At 61.3% G+C, this 19,537-nt stretch carries 13 protein-coding genes and 2 pseudogenes; 14 read left to right on the top strand and 1 reads right to left on the bottom strand.

The features are described 5' to 3' along the window. The first annotated feature begins 4 nt into the window (after positions 1–4). The 6 genes and pseudogenes from AWC24_RS02110 (at position 5) to AWC24_RS02085 (ending at position 8,823) form a co-directional block, all read left to right on the top strand. Positions 5–595 carry a hypothetical protein gene (locus AWC24_RS02110; protein ID WP_234807222.1) on the top strand — a complete coding sequence of 197 codons (591 nt, stop codon included), beginning with the start codon at positions 5–7 and terminating at the stop codon, positions 593–595. Further along, positions 592–1,566 carry an XRE family transcriptional regulator gene (locus AWC24_RS02105; protein WP_085081848.1) on the top strand — a complete coding sequence of 325 codons (975 nt, stop codon included), beginning with the start codon at positions 592–594 and terminating at the stop codon, positions 1,564–1,566. Before AWC24_RS02110 ends, AWC24_RS02105 begins: the two co-directional genes overlap by 4 nt. Before the next feature lie 56 nt (positions 1,567–1,622). Then, positions 1,623–3,323, top strand: a complete 1,701-nt coding sequence (locus AWC24_RS02100; RefSeq protein WP_163705478.1) for a DUF6119 family protein — start codon at positions 1,623–1,625, stop codon at positions 3,321–3,323. Positions 3,324–3,545: 222 nt separating this feature from the next. Continuing rightward, positions 3,546–4,451: pseudogene (locus AWC24_RS02095) on the top strand (HsdM family class I SAM-dependent methyltransferase); the annotation flags it as partial. Next, on the top strand, positions 4,448–5,707 hold the full coding sequence (locus AWC24_RS02090) for a restriction endonuclease subunit S domain-containing protein (protein WP_065152271.1): 1,260 nt from the start codon (positions 4,448–4,450) through the stop codon (positions 5,705–5,707). The pseudogene AWC24_RS02095 and the gene AWC24_RS02090, both read left to right, overlap by 4 nt. A gap of 2 nt (positions 5,708–5,709) precedes the next feature. Further along, positions 5,710–8,823, top strand: coding sequence for a type I restriction endonuclease subunit R (locus tag AWC24_RS02085; protein WP_085081845.1), 3,114 nt, complete (start codon positions 5,710–5,712; stop codon positions 8,821–8,823). A 26-nt stretch (positions 8,824–8,849) separates the two neighbouring features. Here AWC24_RS02085 and AWC24_RS02080 read toward each other — a convergent pair whose 3' ends face one another. After that, positions 8,850–9,410, bottom strand: coding sequence for a hypothetical protein (locus tag AWC24_RS02080; RefSeq protein WP_065152269.1), 561 nt, complete (start codon positions 9,408–9,410; stop codon positions 8,850–8,852). A 233-nt stretch (positions 9,411–9,643) separates the two neighbouring features. Between AWC24_RS02080 and AWC24_RS21460 the strand changes: the two genes are divergently transcribed. From AWC24_RS21460 to AWC24_RS22050, 8 genes and pseudogenes are all read left to right on the top strand, one after another. Further along, a complete protein-coding gene (locus tag AWC24_RS21460; protein ID WP_109560286.1) occupies positions 9,644–10,264 on the top strand; it encodes a DUF6308 family protein in 621 nt (206 codons plus the stop codon). 277 nt (positions 10,265–10,541) lie between these two features. Continuing rightward, positions 10,542–11,990, top strand: coding sequence for a hypothetical protein (locus tag AWC24_RS02065; RefSeq protein ID WP_085081843.1), 1,449 nt, complete (start codon positions 10,542–10,544; stop codon positions 11,988–11,990). A 118-nt stretch (positions 11,991–12,108) separates the two neighbouring features. Then, positions 12,109–12,259, top strand: a pseudogene (locus AWC24_RS23500) (translation initiation factor IF-2 N-terminal domain-containing protein); the annotation flags it as partial. A gap of 627 nt (positions 12,260–12,886) precedes the next feature. Next, on the top strand, positions 12,887–13,216 hold the full coding sequence (locus AWC24_RS02055) for a hypothetical protein (RefSeq protein ID WP_065152265.1): 330 nt from the start codon (positions 12,887–12,889) through the stop codon (positions 13,214–13,216). Then, complete coding sequence (locus AWC24_RS02050) at positions 13,213–14,997, top strand: ATP-dependent nuclease (RefSeq protein WP_065152264.1); 1,785 nt, start codon at positions 13,213–13,215, stop codon at positions 14,995–14,997. Before AWC24_RS02055 ends, AWC24_RS02050 begins: the two co-directional genes overlap by 4 nt. Then, a complete protein-coding gene (locus AWC24_RS02045; RefSeq protein ID WP_065152263.1) occupies positions 14,990–16,435 on the top strand; it encodes a UvrD-helicase domain-containing protein in 1,446 nt (481 codons plus the stop codon). The genes AWC24_RS02050 and AWC24_RS02045 overlap by 8 nt, the downstream gene beginning before the upstream one ends. Positions 16,436–16,684: 249 nt before the next feature. Beyond that, a complete protein-coding gene (locus AWC24_RS22055) occupies positions 16,685–17,293 on the top strand; it encodes a hypothetical protein (RefSeq protein ID WP_133055681.1) in 609 nt (202 codons plus the stop codon). 345 nt (positions 17,294–17,638) lie between these two features. Beyond that, positions 17,639–19,480, top strand: coding sequence for a hypothetical protein (locus AWC24_RS22050; protein ID WP_133055680.1), 1,842 nt, complete (start codon positions 17,639–17,641; stop codon positions 19,478–19,480). Positions 19,481–19,537 lie beyond the last annotated feature (57 nt).

Raw genomic sequence — 19,537 nt, 5'->3', positions numbered from 1 at the left:
ACTTGTGGAGATCGACCGAAACGACGTAGATGCGTTCGCGCAGATGATGCTAACGGCGTACCTCGCGACCGCAGCAGACGCGCGCGGTTTCACTAATGAGTGGGGCGCACCGCCGACACAGCTACATAAGGCTCACTACTTCCGCTCGATCGTGCAGGCTCAGGTGACGCAGTCCTCCCAGTACAAGCTGCATCCTGAGTACGTAGAGTTCGGCCGCGTCCAGGTGACAGCTGAGTCAAAACAGTGGTCCTGGCTTATTCGCAGCAAGTCGGCGATCGGCATCGAAGAATCCATGACGCATCAAGGACAGCTTGAGCTGTTCTCGGTGCGGCGTCAGGTAGCGACCGAACTGCCCAGCTTGCTCGCCTACAACTTTGCACGCGCTGGCATGGGCCTGTGGACGTGCCCCACCAAGAAGATGCCGAACCGCAGTCGTTTGATTCCGGCTCGTGCGCTTGACTTCCTTGGATTCTGGCCCTTCGAGGCGGCTACGCCGCCCGAGGGAGGCGGTGGAGGCATCACGTTCGATCAGGGAGAGCCTGAAGCCTTCGATCAACTCGGTGATCTCAACTTTGATGACTTTGGCGAATCATGAACCGGCTACGTGCTTTTCGTGACATTGAGGGTATAAACCAAGGTGACCTTGCCGACATCCTTGGCGTCTCCGTGCCTATGATATCGGCCATCGAAAGCGGCCGCCGATCGTTTAAGGGCGACCTTGAAATCCTCGGCTACGGCAACAACCGGTTGTCCATGCCGGACATGTCCGAGCCCATCCACAGGGCGCGAGCGTCGACGACGGTCTCCGCCAAGAAGCGAGCGAAGGAGTTGCTCCGGTTGGCCGGAGAGGTCTTTGGAGAATTGCTCAACGTCACCGCGAAAGCGCCGAGCCTTCTCCTGCAAAGGCAACCACCAGCTATCGGATCTGATGAGATCGAGGAATTGGCTCTTGAACTGAGGGGCGTCCTCGGCCAGGAAGATTCGGGGCCGATCCGGAACCTGACGGCACTCGTGGAACGCGCAGGGGTGTGTCTGGTCCCTATCGTCAATCTCCCTGGGCTTGACGGAATTTCAGCATGGGTGAATGATGTGCCCGTCATTGGACTTGATCCGAGCGTCTCTGGTGACCGATTCAGGTTTAGCCTGGCGCATGAGTGCGCTCACTTGATATTCCACGACCGACGCCACGATTCGGTGGAAAGCGAGGCCAATCAGTTCGCGGGTGCCCTGCTGTTTCCTCGGGACGACTTTGATGCCGCGATGATAGACAAACCCAAGCTTACCGACTTCGTGCATCTAAAGGGCGCCTGGGGAATGTCTGCCGCGGCGATTATCTATCGGGCACATGAACTCGATTACATCGACGATGCGCGTTACCGCGCGTTACAGATCCAGATGTCGCGCTGGCGCAAGAACGAGCCTGGAGAGTTCCAGCCGGTAGTTGGATCTCTCTTCCCTCGTCTAGTCGAAGTCAACGGCGGACCGACGGTCGTTGCTAAGAGCCTTGGCGTGAACGGCAAGCACCTGCGAGAGCTTCTGAACTGGAACCGCCTTCGGTTGGCATAACTGATTATCTTGCACCGGAAGCGATTTCGTATCCGAGCTAATGAATAGGAACGGACGTGGCACGTAAGAAGGCATCAACGACTCCGACCACCCTGTACCGACTCACTGATGTGATCAAGTTGCGCCGCGCTATCCGAGACAAGTACCTCAACGACACCGAGAAATTCACGACTGTTGTCTGCTCGGTAGGTGATCGGGAGGCGTTATTGGTGCACGGGCATATGAAAACCGACCCGGCACGCTGGGCTGACCGCCTAGGCGCCCTCATCGGGCAGTCACTGTTGGCCTCCAATCAAAACGCCGCCGCAGTCCTGCTCATCAAGGGCAACAGTGAAGGGTCAGGCACTAAGGAGGACGAGGGCAGCGGTGACGACGCGGACACTACCGCGTGGGCGATCGCCTACGGGATGGGGTTTCACCTCTTGGATCAAGCGCATGTCGATCCCGGCTTTGGGCAGCGTATCGCGATTCGCACCGCACACGCCGATAGCTTGAATTCGCTCACCAGCAAGACGATGGACAGCCGCGCCAAGGTAGATCGCTCCTCAATTCCCTCGGGGTCGCAGCTGAGCGGCTTTGGTCTGGGTGACTTTGGTGAGCTAGTAACGCGAGTGGTCGCAACCGCCCAAATAGACGGGCTGACCGTAGACAGGCCGTTCAAGGTGCGCGGTGCGGACTCGCTGAATCTGCCGCTGGCGCACAGTGTGCAGGGCTTCCTCGATGACCTCTCGGTGGTCGAAAAGACCCTGAAACTGTCACCGCGACAAGAACTTCAGATCCTTGAGCAACTCGTAGCGCTCAAGAAGAACAATCCAACTGCCCTCAAGCTTGATGCGCTTCTGGAAGAGGCGCTTCTGGACACCGCTAGCTCCAAGATCGGTGTGGCTTGGCCCCACGAGGGGATAAACGAGAACGGAACCCCCGCTGCGTTCAGCATCAAAGGGCGCGGTGCCAGCGCGGTGATGGATGGGGTTCCGTCGGTCGAAACGATCCGGCAGGCGATCGACTCCAGAGATGTCTTGCGATCGCTGAGCAGAACCACGGTCCAGCTCTTCAGCGACCCCGATGGACAAGCCGCAATCAGCTCGGCCATTCCACTGCGCAAATGGGTGGCCTACGAAGAGACGTTGAATAACCGCCGGTACTTTCTTCACGATGGCTCGTGGTACCTGATGGACGAGAACTACGCTGAGCAGCTTCAGGCACGTGTCCGTGAAATCTTCGATATCTCGTGGGATTTGGAACTCCCGCCTTGGCGAAACAATCAGGACGGAAAGAAGATCCCCGAGGAGAGGTACAACAAAGAGGCAGCCAGACACGTCGGCGGCTGGGTGATGGACCGGAACCTTATCACCACCTCCCAGAATCGCCGGGGGTTCGAGACCTGTGACATCCTCGCTCCCAACGGAGCTTTGGTGCATGTCAAGAAGGCTGATGCTTCCGCTCCGCTAAGTCACTTGTTCGCACAGGGCCATAATTCCGCGCACTCGCTGGTGTACGACAACGAAGCCCGAACCAAGTTCCGCGAGCTCGTCGAAACGAAAGGCGGCGACCCGAACCTCGGTCAACCGAAGCCTCCGGCGGTCGTATTTGCAATCGACCGGCACGCCGGCGAGAAGTTCGGCCCCGACACTTTGTACAGCTTCAGCCAAGTGACCTTGGTTAGAACCGTCGACGATCTCGAATCCCGCGGGATCAAGGTCTACGTGGTGCCTATCGAGAACGATGCCAGCCAGTCCGGGGCCACTGCCCGCTGAAGGCCGCGCAAATCGCCAGCGTAACTACCTTCTCGTTAAAACATACCGCCATCGCCAGCCCGCACGAGCGTGCCGGCCGGATATCTCCCTTACCCATAACGACGAACCACAAGAGCGGCGCCGAGACGAACTGTCGGTTCCCAACCTGCCGCCAAGATCGCGATTCGCTCATGTCGAGCACCAAGGTTAGTAGCACCGGATTGCAACACGCCGAAACCATGTACGGAACCGCCCTACGGTGTGGATTGGAAGGCGTCTCAAGAGTCGGTGAAAAAGGAAGCACTGACACAGAATTCGCGCTTCTCGCACGGGCTACCGACGGTCGGTGATGGGCAGATGCTATTCCTGTCCCATCTGGCGTCGAAAATGCGGCCGGCGCACGATGGTGGCGGACGTGCAGGGATCGTCCTCAACGGGTCACCGCTGTTCAACGGCGCTGCGGAGTCTGGTCCGTCGCGGATCCGGCAGTGGCTCCTAGAGTCCGATCTAGTGGAGGCAATCGTCGCGCTGCCGACGAACATGTTCTTCAACACCGGCATCGCCACCTACATCTGGATTCTCGACAACACGAAGCGCCCTGAGCGCGTCGGCAAGGTGCAACTGATCGACGCGAGCTCGTTCTGGACCAAGATTCGGAGGAACCTCGGCGCGAAGGGACGAGAGGTTGACGCGGAATCCCGGGAACGGATCCTGGCGCTGTACGACGCGTTCGACGAGGCCGACCCCGACTACTCGAAGGTGTTCACCGTCAGCGACTTTGCCTACTGGACCGTGACCGTTGAGCGACCGTTGCTCACCGAGACGGGGAAGGTGTCGACGGACCGGAAGGGCAATCCGAAGCCGGACCCCAAGCTGAGGGACACGGAAAACATTCCGTTCACCTACGGCGGCAACACCGACGGCGATGCCGGCCGAGCGGAGACGATCAAGGCGTACTTCGACCACCAGGTCCTGCCGCACGTGCCCGATGCCTGGGTCGACGTCGCCAAGACGAAGGTGGGTTACGAGATCCCGTTCACCCGGCACTTCTACAAGTACGTCCCGCCTCGACCCCTCGCGGAGATCGACGCCGACCTGGAGAAGCAGGTCGCGAGGATCATCGACCTGCTGCGTCAGGTGGAGCGGTGACAGTCGAGCACCGTACACACGAATCGGAGTGGGATTACGCGGTACCGGACAGTTGGCCTCGGGTGAGGAACAAACAGCTCCTTGCCGAGTCACTCGCGGTCTCGCAGGATGGTGACGAGGAGCTGTTGAGTGTCTCCCACATCACCGGAATAACGCCCCGGTCGGAGAAGAAGGTCACGATGATCGAGGCCGAGACCCTCGGCGGGTATCGGCTGGTGGAACCAGGCGACCTGGTCATCAACATGATGTGGGCATGGATGGGGGCACTCGGCGTTTCTCGATACTCGGGGATCGTCAGCCCGGCATACAGCGTGTACCGGCCACGGCCCGGCGTCGAAACCGATACCCGCTACTTCGACTACCTCTACCGGTCGGACGGGTACGTCGCCGAGATGACACGGCATTCACGTGGGATCCACTCCTCGCGCCTCCGGATCTACCCGAACGTCTTTCTGAACCTGCAAGTGCCACAGCCGCCCTTGGGGGTGCAACGCGCCATCGCCGACTTCCTGGACCGGGAGACGGCCCGGATCGACACGCTCATCGAGCAGCAGCAGCGGCTTATCGACCTGCTGAGGGAGCGGCGAGACGCGGTGTGGTCCTGTGGGCTTGCAGACGCCAACAAAGAAGGAATGCCTGTTCAGCTGCGCAGAGTTGTGGCGTCGATCATTGATGGGCCCTTCGGGTCGGCGCTCACATCGGCGCATTACTCAGACGAGGGAGCACGTGTCATTCGGCTCGGCAACGTCGGTCTGGGAGAGTTCCGGGACGGTGATGCTGCCTATATCACTCTTGCGTACGCGGAGGAACTGAGTGCGCACAGCGTTGCGGCAGGCGACGTCGTGATCGCCGGGCTCGGGGACGACAAAATGCCGCTCGGCCGCGCAACCGTTGTGCCCGACATTGGTCCCGCGATCGTAAAAGCCGATTGTTACCGGGTCAGGCCTACAGACGCCGTCAGTCCCGAATACCTTGCCTGGGCCCTCTCCGCGCCCCAGTCAAGAGCGGAGGTCATGCTGCTCGCCCGAGGGGCGACCCGCGCGCGGCTCAACACGTCGGTCGTCCAGCAGGTCACGATCCCGCTACCACCCCCGATAGTCCAGAAGGCTCTCGTTAGGAAATGGCGCGAGCAGGCGTCGAAGATCGATGCCCTGATCGCCGAGACGGAACGGTCCATCGAGCTGGTACGGGAGCGCCGGTCGGCGCTGATCACCGCTGCGGTGACAGGTCAGATCGACGTACGCGAGGCGGCCTGATCATGGCGCAGCACAACGAGATCGAGTTCGAGAGGGAACTGGCCGAGTATCTGGCAGATCACGACTGGCTGTACTCGTCGAATGACGCCGGCTATGACAGGGAACGAGCCTTGTTCCCGGAGGATGTCTTTGCCTGGCTGGTGGCGACGCAGCCGGAGCAGTTGGAGAAGGTTGTCAAACCCGGCTCCAAAGACATCGACAAGCAGCAGTCGCAGGTGCTGGACCGAATCGTGAAAGTCCTTGACACCCCGCTGGACAACGGTGGCGGCACGCTCAACGTGTTGCGTAAGGGTTTTTCGCATCTGGCGGCGAAGTTTCCGATGTGCGTGTTCAAGCCCGAATCGACCCTGAACGCTAAACGCAACGCCGATTACGCGGCGGTGCGGCTGCGGGTGATGCGACAGGTGCACTTCTCCACCAGTGACCAGCGCTCGGTGGATCTGGTGTTCTTTGTTAACGGATTGCCGGTCGCCACTGTCGAGCTGAAAACCGACTTCACCCAGACTGTCTTCGACGCGATTACCCAGTACAAAACCTCCCGGTTACCGAAAGATCCTGGCACCGGCAGGATCCAGCCGCTATTCGTCGCGGGCGCTCGCGCCCTGGTGCATTTCGCGGTGTCCAACGATGAGGTGTGGATGACCACTAACCTCGCCGGTGCGAGTACGCATTTTTTGCCGTTCAACCGCGGCACCGAGGCCGGCGGCGCCGGCAATCCCCTCAATCCGGACGGGTCGAAGTCGGCGTATCTGTGGGAGCGGGTTCTGCAGCGCGACGCGTGGTTGAACATCCTGGGCCGGCTGATGTACGTCAAGCACGAGTCTGACACCGATCCGATCAGCGGCAAGACCACTAGGTCGTCGACGCTGCGGTTCCCGCGCTTTCACCAGTGGGAGGCTGTCACGAACTTGACTGAGGCCGTTACGGCTGAGGGCGTCGGTAAACGGTATTTGATTCAGCACTCGGCGGGCTCGGGCAAAACGGACTCCATTGCCTGGACTGCGCACCGCATGGCGCGCCTGCAGATCGACAACACCAAGGTGTTCGACTCGGTGATCGTGGTGACCGACCGCAACGTCCTCGACGCTCAGCTGCAGGACGCGATCAAGCAGATCGACAACGACCAGGGCATCGTCGTAGCAATCGACCGCGATGAGGCCGCGAAAGCAGGCGGATCGAAGTCGGGGCTGTTAGCCAAGGCGCTGACCGACGGCAAGCTCATCATCGTCGTCACCATCCAAACCTTCCCGTTTGCGATGAAAGAGATCCGCAAGAACAAGGGACTCAAAGGCAAGGCGTTCGCCGTCATCGCCGACGAGGCCCACTCCTCGCAGTCCGGGCAGATCGCCGGCAAGTTGAAAGCCGTGCTCACCGCCGAGGAACTCGAAGAGGTCGAAGACGGTGGCGACATTGACGTCGAGGCGCTGCTGGCCGCCGACGCCACCGAGCGCGCCGAATCGGCGAACATCTCCTACTTCGCGTTCACAGCCACTCCCAAAGCCAAGACCCTAGAGTTGTTCGGCCGCAGGCCCACTCCCGACGAGGCGCCGGCGCCGTTTCACGTCTACACGATGAAACAGGCCATCGAGGAGGGCTACATCCTCGATGTGCTGACCGGATATCACTCATTCAAGTTGGCGTTCCGGATCGGGCAGAACGCCACCCATGCGGGAGAGGTGGATCAGGCGCAGGCCACCAAGGAGGTGATGCGGTGGGTCAAGCTCAACCCGCAGACGATCACCCAGAAAGCCGCGATCATCGTCGAGCACTTCCGCGCGAATGTCGCCGATCTACTCGACGGGCACGCCAAGGCGATGGTCGTCACCGATTCCCGCAAGGCCGCGGTCCGCTACAAGCTCGCGATCGACACCTACATCGCGCAAAAGGGTTACGACTACGGCACCCTGGTCGCGTTCTCCGGTGTCGTCACCGACGATGAGTCCGGCCCAGTAGACTTCTCCGAAGCCACCATGAACCCCGGAATCCGAGACCTGCGAACCGCATTCCGGGGTGACCACCACCAGGTGATGATTGTCGCCAACAAATTCCAGACCGGGTTCGACCAGCCCCTGCTGTGCGCGATGTACGTCGACAAGATTCTCTCCGGCGTCACTGCGGTGCAGACCCTCTCGCGGCTCAACCGCACTTATCGCACCCCCTCCGGTGTGCCCAAGAGCGCCGCCGTGACCCAGGTCGTCGACTTCGTCAACGAACCCGCGGCTATCCGGGAGTCCTTCGAGCCCTATTTCACCGACGCGTTCCTGGAGACCGAGACCGACCCGAACCTGGTGCACGATCTGGTGGCCAAACTCGACACCGCCGGTATCTACACCCAAGCCGAAATCGACCAGTGCGCACACGCTTTCGTGACCGGCAAGGGTAACAACGCGCTGATAGCGGCGGTCGATCCTGGCAAGAAACGCTTCGCCGAGCGCTACCAGGCCGCGCTGATCCACAACGGAGGCGAAGGAGACAAAGCCGCCTTGGCCGAACTCGACATGTTCCGCAAGGACGTCGGATCGTTCGTACGCCTGTATGACTTCATGTCGCAGATCATCGACTACGGCGACCCGGAGTTGGAGAAGAAACAGATCTACCTGCGCCACCTCGAACGGGGCATCCAGCCCGACAACTACACCGCACCCATCGACCTGACCGATGTCGTGCTCAAGCAGGTCAAACAAGTCGATCAGGGCCGAATCGACATCAGCCTTGGCGCGCGGGTCGGACTCTCCGGCGTGACCGCGGCCGGCTCCGGGGAGAAGCGCGACCCGAAGATGGTTGCCTTCCAGCAAGTCCTCGACCGGCTCAACGACCTCTTCGGGTCCGAAGACTTCACCGAGTCACAGCGCGTCTCATTCCTCGAATCGCTGCTGCGGACCCTGCTCGACGACCACGCACTCGTGCAGCAGGCCAAGGTCAATACCGCCAAACAGTTCATCGAATCCCCCGACTTCGACGACGCCGTCACCGGTGCGGTCGCCGACAACCAAGGCGCACACCAGAAGATGAGCGACTACTTCTTCACCAATGCGCCCGGCCGGACGCACCTGATCTCTGATATCGCCAAGTGGTTCTACCAAGTCGTGGTGAACGAAGACAGCCTTTCGCAGTGATGGAACGGGATGTGGCTCTGGTCAATCTAGTTCTCGCGTATCACCGTCGTGGCTGAGATGGTGGTGTCCTCGTGGAACCACTTCCGGCCTTCAACCGTGACAACAGCGTCTTCGACCAGGAAGTGGGCGCACTTTTCGTACGTCTCACCGAACGCTGTAACGTCAACGTGTCGATCGCGCTGCCAGAGCGCGAAATTCACCCAGGGCATCCCTCTGGTGTTGGACTTGAGTCGAATACCCAAAACTTGGCCGGACGCTCGTACCACAGCTCCGTCGGGCAGGGCCGCAATCGAATCAATGGTGACGATCTGAGGCTCGGCGATTGCCGGGGGACGCTTGCGGGCTTCCCTCTGATCCTGAAGTACCCACGCGTAGAGCAGTATCGGGTCGATATTGAGGTCGTGGCCGACATATCCGCATGCCATCTTCATCGATGGAAGAACCTGGAGGCGCTCCCACACTGCACCAATCGCCTGCTCAGGGGTGACATTGGTGTCCGTTGGCCACTTCAGTCGGCCTTGGACATTTAGGGCGCCGTCTCTTAGCCTGACGCGACCATCAATCCAATCCGCCTCCGGTTGCTCCATGTTCACTCTCTTGTCCTCTCGACAACGCTCCCGCTCATCGTCTCTGCCCGCATAGCACCAGCACTCAGGTCCACGATGCGCTTCTCATGCATTCGCACGACCCTAGATGCCTGCACCGACACTGGAGTGTCGAAGTTGAGGCGGTGGTTCCAGCGGCGGTGCGGGCCGCGGAGGTGAATGGAATTGATTCCAAATGCGAAGCTGGTGTCAGTGGTGGCAGGCAAGATGGCCGCATGACACGATTCGGACGCGACCTCACCGCATGGTTCACCGACAACGCGGACCAAGTCAGCAGTGACCTGAAGAGCTACTTCGGCGGCGGAGCAGACCCCTTCACCGGGCGCTGGTTCGACGAATTCGCCGCCATGGGCGACCCGAACCGGTTCGAGGCCACCGACATCCTCGCCGTGGAGGCACTGAGCGTCACGGTGCCTCCGGAAGCCGCTGCCACGCTACTAATCACCGACACCGAGCGCTTCAACGCTCTACTGCGCCAAATCCCGCGTGAACAGAACCTCTGGGAGGTACGGCGACTCGACGTCAATGTCGGCAGCCCCGCCGATAATCTTCACCAAGAACTGCGGACTCTCCGTGGGATCGACTGGGTGGTTGCCGGCAAATTGTTGGCCGCGAAGCGGCCCAAACTCCTGCCTATCCTGGACAACGTCGTGAACGACTACCTGAAACCGCCCAAAGAGCTGTTCTGGGTGACCCTGCACGACGAGCTGTCCGATACCTCGCGACGCGACGCCATCGCCGCCGCGTGTCAGCACGCCCCGCCGCATGTTAGCCTGCTCCGTCGCATCGATGTCGCCCTGTGGCGAGCCGCTAAACGCGCGGGCTCCAACACTTGACCACGACAGCTGAACAGCCCTGATTGAATTCCACAGAGCAGCGTGAAGACGAAGCTTGCGTTCATGGCTGGCCGAAGTCCCGTCGGCTCTCCAGACAAATTGCCGGATCGGGATCGGTGAGCCAGGCAGACATTCGCAACTCCTCTTCTGTTGAAGGTCACGCCCAGCATGGCACCGACGTCCGACAAGTCCTTGTCCCCCGACGTAGGCGAAGGAGCAACTGAGCTCAGTTAGCTTCGGATCGCGCGGACTGCCTGGTTCGCCGACAATCTGCGGCATGGCACTCGACGCTCCGCTCAACGCTCGCCAGATCGAGGTTCTCCGCTGGATATACGACGGATGTCCCGATGGCCGCTGGATTGATTTCACCTTCAAGACGACGGCCAACGCACTTGCTTCTCGCCGCCTGGTGACGGTATCCAAGCGCGGTGGCCAGTGGAGTGCGGCGATTCTGCCCGCTGGCGAGCACTACCTCACGAATGACAACTATCCCCAAGGTCATTGGGTCAAGCGAAGGCGCACGGTTCGCGTCGAACTCGACACACCGACCCGCCCCGCTGCTATTGCTCATCGACCAGTTGCGGCAACGCCGCCCGGCGCAACTGCGCGCCTCAAGCGACAACCGCCGGCCGATGGCCTGACCCCGACGCGCAAGCTGGTCAAAGACATCGTCGACGCGGGCGGAATCCTGGAGATCAACACCAAGGACGATGACACCAGCTACCCCAGCCTGGTCGGCATCATCAACCGGCGCGGCATGGCCCCGGACGGCCAGGAAGTGCTCATGGTGCGCGGCAAGACCTACCACCATGTCGTGTTCCGGCTGTCGTCTGTGTCTGATTGGCAGACCACACCGCCGTCGGAGACCGTGTCGATCGAACGTATTGGACGCTGGCATCCAGCCGTCGCGAAGCTGCGCGAGGAGAAGCGTCTCGACTCGATCGGAAGGGATCTGCGCGGGAGGGCTTTCCGTCTTCTACATGCGCTCGCGAAAGAGGCAGAGGCCCGCGGACATTCAGTGCGCGTGCCGACCCGCGACCGCCACGGCTATCGCCAAGACAACAGCAAGCTCAGCGGTGACCTGATCATCAAAGTCGGCGACATCGAGTGCTCGGTCGACATCTGGCAACCCAACGATCGGGTGGACCACGTACCGACACGGGAGGAAGTCGAGCGCGAGAAGAAGTACGGCTGGGGCACCACGCGCTATGACTATGTGCCGTCCAACCGCTTGAGTATCGCCGTCGACACCACCAGCCGGTTCTCGACCAAGTTGTCGTGGACCGAGACAAAGACAATCTCGCTCACAACGCGGCTGCCCGACGTGATCATGACCTTCGACCGTTGGGCAGTTATCGATGCGGAGGGCAAGGAAGCCGAACGACGTGCCGAAATCGAAAAGCGGGAGCGCGAGGCACGCGAGGACGCGCTCGCCCGTGATGCGTACATTCAGCACGCGTTGGGGCAGAAGCTGACGGCAGACCTCGGCGACTGGGAACTGGCGAACCGATTACGCGCATATCTCGCCGCGCTCCGTGGTCGAGTCACGGCGATGGCACCTTCGGACGAGCGCACCGCCGCCGAGGAATGGCTGCACTGGTGTGACGACTACGTTGCCAAGCTCGACCCGGTAGCACGGCCAATCCGCCAGCCCAAGGTCCAGCCGCCCGACTACAACGACCTCAGGGAGTTTCGCCAGCGGCTCGGCTTCGGGACGCGGTGGTGACGAGGCATCTACCCCTTTCGTTGAAGTGAGCATGGTGCGTCACCGAATTTTGTCGGTGCTACGTGTCACGCTTTGTTCGAGCTGCTTGTTCACGAGACGACAGATGCGGAGGGCTCTCATGGCACAGAGCAAGGCTCGAGTTCACGAGTTGGCGGTCGAATTCGACGTCACAGCGAAGGACATACTCGTTCTCCTGAGCGCCTGGGGCGAGTTCGTGAAGTCAGCGAGCAGCACGGTTGAAGCGCCGCTCGCTCGACGGGTGCGAGAGCACTACGCCGCCCGACCGCCGATCGCCGCTCGCGATTACGGCGTCTCGGCAGGTCCGAGTCGGCCCGTAGTGCGCGATGACAACGGCTTCGGAGCCGCTGTGGAAAGGGCCCGTCGGCAGAGCCGTCGAACTTCGCCTGGTAGTCACAAGCCGGGCGAGATCGAAACAGCCCTCTTCCGCTGCGTCATCGATCCGACCCGCACCAGGCGCGGCGGCTATTCGCCCGAGGACCGGGACCGTGTGGAGCGTCTGTTACGGCGGTGGCTGGAAACCTGGCTGGACGATATGGTCGAGTGGATCAGAGTCAGCGGTGGTCAGCACCCGCATATTGCGGCGAAGCTCTGCGCTGCAGGGCTCACTCCTGCTGACGCCGAGCTGCGCCTCGGCTACGGTCGGATCGATCCGACCCGCGACACGATCATCCACCGCGTCATCAAGGGAACGCTTGGGATCAAGGACGCGGAAAGCCAGGTCAGGGAATATCGCCGTTCGCAATCGGCGACAGGCTCGGGCTGATCTCGGTGTTGCCGATAGTCGCATTCAAGAGTGAGGGGTGCGCACAGGTTCGGTCGGCCTGGCGGCCGACCGATGAGCGAAGCAACGGCACTGCAATCTGGTTGACTATGGTGTGCCGATTGCGCGATTTGAGCTGGTCGAGGAGTACGGAGAGGCCGTGCTGTCCGGCAATGCCGCGTTGTTCATTGGTGCGGGAATTTCGCAAGGCGCGGGCCTTCCGGGATGGGATGGGCTTCTCGACCCGATCCGTACAAGTTGCAACGTACCTAAGCACCACGACTACCCGTTGACTGCTGAGTACATCGCGAACGAGCTCGCGCCCGGTGCGGCGGAGCGCCACCCGCACATCCTCAGCGTGGACGTGAACGTTTCGCCGGCTGCGTGCAGCATGGTGGGTGTCTTCGAGCTGGCTGAGCTGTTCGCGGGGGTCTGCTCGTCATGATGCTTCGACGACTCACGATCAAGAACTTCCGTGGGATCAAGTCGTGCGAGTGGAAGATCGATAAGCGGCTCGTTGCCCTAGTGGGTGCGGGTGACAGTGGCAAGACCACATTGCTCGATGCCGTCGGACTGGTGTTGAGCCCGAACTACAACCAGCAGGTCACGGACGCAGACTTCTACAACTTCGACACGACCGAGCCGGTCACTATTGAGGCGGTGGTCACCGAACTTCCGGACGCCCTCGTGAAAGAGAGTCAACTCGGAAAGGACCGCTCAGGGCTCATGCCCGACGGGACGCTCGTGCACGATCCGGTTGACGAGGCGGACGAGTGCCTGATCGTCCGTCTAACCGTGACATCAGATCTTGAGCCCCACTGGGAAGTCGTCCGTCCCGGCTCCGATGAGACTCGCTTGATCTCTGCATCGCAGCGTCGCCAGCTCGGCTTCTTCCGGCTCGGTGAACGTCCAGATTTCCACCTGCGTTGGGGGCGCGGCTCTGCGCTGTCAGGACTGACCGAGGGCACCGATGGTGCTTCGTCAGTCATCTTGGACGCCCAGCGAGAAGCCCGAAAGGCTGTCTTCGACGCGGGCCCGAATGCGCTTCACACCGCGGCGCAAACAGCTCATGGTTCGGCAAGGAAACTGGGGAGCGCACCGTTCGCCAAGCTAAGGCCAGGACTTGAGCCTGGGTCGGCTGCTTCCGCGCACGCCTTGATCCTCCACGACGGCGAGGTGCCGCTATCGAGCTTCGGACTGGGCACTCGGCGACTCACCAGCCTGTCGGTGCAGGATCAGGCCATGGTCGGCGGAGCGGTCATCGCCATTGATGAGTTGGAGCACGGTCTGGAGCCCCACCGGCTCGCCCACGCGCTGCGCTACTTGAAGATGCGTGCCGATGCGCGAGAACTCCAGGTCATGCTGACCACCCATTCGCCGATCACCGTCGAGACCTTGGCCGCTGAGGACTTAGCAGTCGTGCGCATCGACCGCGAGACCACAACCTGTCTGGCCGTTCCGGACGACCTCGACAATGTGCAAGGTGCCTTCCGGTCAGCGCCTTCTGCGCTTCTGGGGCGCCGGATCCTGGTGGGCGAGGGCGCCACTGAAGTCGGTTTCTTGCGAGGCTTGCTTCGTCATTGGCACGAGGATCGGCTTGGAGCGGACGAGCCACTGGTGTCGGCGGTTGGCACCGTCATCGTCAATGGTGGTGGCGGAACACAACCAACCCAGCGAGCGCAGGCCTTCCAACGCCTTGGTTATCCGACGCTGCTGCTCATGGACAACGATGACCGGGCGGTTGATGCAGAAGCCGCAGCCGCCAGTACGGCTGGAGTGGCGGTCGAGCGATGGACTCTGGGCAACGCGTTCGAGGACGAGATCGTTCAGGCCTTGAGCGCCGATGGCCTCCAAGCATTGGTCGACCTCGCAGTCGAACTTCGTGGAGAGGAGTCGGTGCAGGCGGCGGTCTCCTCCCGCCTCGGCGACAAGCCACTCACGGGTACTGACATCTCCCAATGGCAGGCGGATGCCGACACGGACAACGCGACCTTGCGCACAGCCATTGCTGGCGCTGCGAAGGGCAAGAAGAACAACGCCTGGTTCAAACGTGAGGACGCCGGGGAGGCGCTGGCCGCGGTTGTCGTGGTCCACGCCGCCGGACTCGAGGGCACAGAACTCATGCGAGTGATCGACCGCACGCGGACCTTCGCCTTCTGCCAAGAACCCGCCCCAGGTGACGAGGCGCCGCTAGAAGCCGACGTCACTGGCCAACCACATGACTAACGATCCGCCGCTTGAGGACGCCGTGGCCGCCCTCCGTGCCTCGCTGCCAGGCTCGGTGACACTGCCAGCGGGTTGTGGAAAGACGGAGCTGATCGCGGGTCTGGTCGCTGCAACCGCGGCCGATGGCGGCACGGCGCTTGTGCTGACACACACTCACGCCGGTGTCGATGCATTACGGCGCCGTATGAAGAAGTTTGAGGTTCCGCGCGAGCAGGTCGTGATCCGCACCATAGACGCGTGGTCGTTTGACCTGATCAGTCACTTCCCGCAGCTGGCTGAACTCAAGGTCCAATCGGCGCCCGACTGGGATCAGGCGAAGGCCTATCACCAAGGAGCAGCCCGCGTGGCGACGACCAAGGCGGTCGTCAGGATGCTTCGACTCAGCTACGACGTCGTCCTCGTCGACGAGTATCAAGATTGCCTCGTCGACCAGCACGGGCTGGTCATGGCTGTTGCCCAGGCGGTCCCGACGGCCGTGCTAGGAGATCCACTGCAGAGCCTCTTCAACTTCGGAGGAAACGAACCAGTCGATTGGGACGCGCATGTACGCCCAAACTTTCCACACGTCGAGGTGGGATATCGGCCCCGACGTTGGCCACACAACGAGGAGCTCGGTACCTGGTTGATCGCGCTCCGCGAGAACCTCATCGAGGGACGGCCTGTCGATCTCGGAAATGGCCCCATCACCTGGATTCGCAGAGACAGCCCCCGCACTTTCGTACAGATATGCTTTCGCGCGCTCAAACTCGACGGTTCGGTGGCCGTGCTGGGTCAATTTCGCAACGACTGCGTGAGCGCGGCTTCGAAGCTGCAGGGCGCCTACTCGGTCATGGAAGCGATCGATGAGAAGGTGCCTGCTCGCCTCGCCGACATCGTCGATTCCAAGCTCGGTGCCCAGGTCGCCAAGGCCCTGGTTGAGTTCGCGGTCAACGCAACGGCTGGGCTTGCCACGCATATCCCGAGCGCGAAGCGAAATCGACTGGGAAACGGCCAGACCTTCACGACGACCAAGGACGAGCTGAGGGCCGCCTACGCCGCGATCAACGATGTGCGCTCGAGTTGCACGCCTGCCGCGATTCGTGTCGCTCTGCGGGAGATTGCTGCCCTACCTGGCGTAACCATCCATTGCCGCGAGGCTTGGTACGAGGTAACTCGGTCGGCCGCCGTTGCGGAGACCGATGAGTGCAGCGTCGCCGAGGCACTCGTTCTGACACGGAACCACGCCCGCATCGCTGGGCGGCGATCGAGCGATCGGGTCGTGTCACGGCCCCTGCTGGCCAAGGGACTCGAGTACGACCACGTCGTCGTCTTGGATCCGGAGCGCTACTCGGCCCAGGAGCTCTACGTTGCCTTGTCGCGCGGCTCACGGTCGGTGACGGTCATCAGCGACAACGCCGTCCTGTCGGCGCGCAAGATTGCCGGCAGCCCAGCCACGTAGCTCGAGGCTATTCGGGCAAACCCGCCGGTGCACCGAACCGTGGGTCAGTAACGATCGCAATGCCAAGACGGAGCGCAGCCGTTAGTGCACCAGTCGTCGGTCCCACAAGGAGATCGTGCAGCACCTGCAGGGCGGCCGCGTGCGATATTGCTGGCTGCCCGAAGACGATATAGTTGGTCATTATCGGTGATAGCAAGGTCAACTGGCCGGCTCCGCCGACCAGAATATGTTCGACCACCAGCCAATCCGTTGAAAGCAGCCATTGAAGCTGATTCACTATCAACCGTGGCGCGCGAATCCTGGAAGAGTGACCGGAACTGCACCTACTGGCTGTCGGCCGAGTTCCTGTTGGAAAGGAACCCGAATGGCGGCGGCGTTATCGCTGCACGGGCGCTGCTGATTTCATTGATGTTCTACCTGCCTGCCATCTGGCTGTATGCATGGGCAAGCTCGGGGTGGACTTGTGATCCAGACATGGATGCATTCGGATCGGTAGTCGCACAAACGATTCCATGGTTTGGAGCTGTCTTCGCAGCGGTTTATGCGGCACTTTATACCCGATACTCGGCTCAGTGGACGTATCTGGCAGGCGTATACAACCAGATGATGGCTACGCAGTCGGAGATCGAAGCGTCGGGCCAAAAGCCGAACGAGCTTGAAAAGGTCCAGCTGTGGAAAGCCGGCTTCGCAGAGGACGCTCAGGACTTACATCTGGCCCGCAAGAAAATGTTTGCGCCCGCGGTGAAAGCTGTATTAGAGGATCCGGGCGTTGCCGCAAAGTTTGACCAGTACACGACAGGTGGTCCAGCACGAAGAGAGCAGCTGCTTGACGACGTCAAGAAGGTGATTCCAGGCTGAGCGGACCGACCTTCAGATCCGCACTGAAGTATTCGAAGTTGCGCCAGAAGGGTCTAGACCGTGCTGCATGATCCCATTCCCGCCGAACCGACCACGATCGGCAAGTTCTAATCAGCTGTGCGCTCAACGGGGACGGCAGTCGTCGAGCACACCGGGATGACTTCAGCGCTGCTGCGGCCTATCGCGCTCACGAGGAGCAATGTCAGCATGAGCTCCACCCTTCAGTTACCGACGACCACCTCCACGTCTGGGGAGTATGTCAGAGCACCGCTATAAAGTGACGCCCACGCTGCGGGCCGCTCGGAGTTCGCTGGGGCGGTGTTCAAAACACTTACACGGAGGAATATGACGGGCTACGCCATCGCATGGGACGGCAAGATTGTCACCCTTCCGCCGGCCGGCGATCTCAACCCGGACGGTGTCTCGTGGGCATGGATCCGAGACGACGACGGCAACGGCATCTACGACCACCGTTTGGTCAAGTTCGCTGATACGGCATTCGGCGCGCAGGGAAAACGTGTAGGACGCATCTCAGTCTCCGTGGTGCTGATACCCCGGCCAGACAATCCGTTCGACAGCGACGCTGTGTCAATCGCCCTACCGAAGTCGATGGGCGGCGATGAGGAAGACCGATGCCTTGGCTACCTGTACCGACACACGATCCACAACTGGGGGATAGCCAACGACGGCCGCAAGGATCTGGTCGCGCGGCTCGCCGCGCTTTCGGCGGATGACGAAGTTCACTTCACCGCAACCATGATGCGCGATAGCGACCCTGCGGACTTTGAAAGATATCGATGCGCCGACGACGAGGAAGGCTGGGATATCCCGCTGCGGGTCCCAGAGTTCAGCCTCGATCTGCCAGATACTCGGATCATGGGAGCGGCGATCGGCGCGTTCCTTGCAGAGCACGAAACGGACGGATGCGCCGCGCCCGCGGTTCGCGACCCAGGCCACCACGCGACACACGCACAGCCGGCCAAGCCGCTAACACCTATGACCCGCTGGCACCGGCGGTTTCCGCATGACGAAACACCCCGCATCCGATGGCTGGATGAGTTAGCGGACAAACTTATCCAGGATTTGGTCACAAATTGGGTCGTTAACACACGTGACATGCCACCTCCTCCCCAGTACAAGATCCGTCGTTGGGGAGCCGGGGGCAGCGGTGTGATCGTCACGAACGAAGACGGCGGCCGAATCGGGAAGATCCGCAACCACCCAGTGCTCGAAGCACGCCTCAAAAAGGGACACGGCGGCTATCTGAGCTTTCTGCTACTGGCCAACGAGCTCGACCGGCCAGCGGCCGTCGAGGCGCTGGCTCGTGAAGGCATCGTCATTCCGTTTGACCCGTCGCCAGGCTGGCTTAATGCCTCAGTAGAACCCGGTCTGCACGGTTGGCTCGACGTTTACTGGTCGGGCAACCTCGTTGGCCTCGAGCTCAAACCACGGTTGGCGACATTCAACATCGAGACCGGCTCCCTCACCGTATTCGCCTCCCAACTGGCGGATCCCATTCGAATGCTGCTGACACGAGTCGGACAACAGCCGAGAGACGTCGTCGCGGAGCCTCACCCGGATGGCCCCGAGTACTTCTACGGCATCGACATCCTTCAAGCCGCGATTGACCAAACCCCAGATCAACGCCCAACCAGAAGGCTGCGTCAAGAAGCTCGAGAACTTCTTCCTGCCGAATGGACCGAACAGCTGGAGAAGGCGTGGTCCCCGGAGCAACCCCATATCGACATCCCTCCAGGCTTGTTCTGGGACGAGACTCCTCAGCCCGCGGCACAACGCCTGACCGAGCCCGCTAGGTCCCGGACCTCGGGTGGCTGCTTGCTTTGCACATGGAGTAGGGGAGGAAAGGCTTACTGCCGCGAATGCTTGAAAGAGGCCGAGGAAGGCCTCTTCAGTGATCGAGGCTTCGACGAGCCTTGGAAAGAAGCCGTTCTATGGTCGCTCCGAACGCTCGCCGAAATCGAGTTCGGCGGACCACCTGCAATGAACCAACTAAAGAAGCCACCAGCGGATGGAAACAACGCCGATCTACTGATGCTATGTCGCATCCTCACGTGCCGGCGCGGCTGGACTGAGATGGGGGCGGAGCGTAAGGCGTACGCCTGGACCGACTGGCTCGCAGAGGCAGGTCTGTTGACCGACGGTTTCCGTGAGGTGAGCCCCTCGTAGTGGTCCAGTTGTTGTGCGACTCTGATGCCCGGTGTTCGGGCAGGAAGAATCAGCAAC

Source organism: Mycolicibacter senuensis (assembly GCF_002101885.1).
Lineage (GTDB): Bacteria > Actinomycetota > Actinomycetes > Mycobacteriales > Mycobacteriaceae > Mycobacterium > Mycobacterium senuense.
This window is presented reverse-complemented; position numbering and strand designations above follow the sequence as displayed.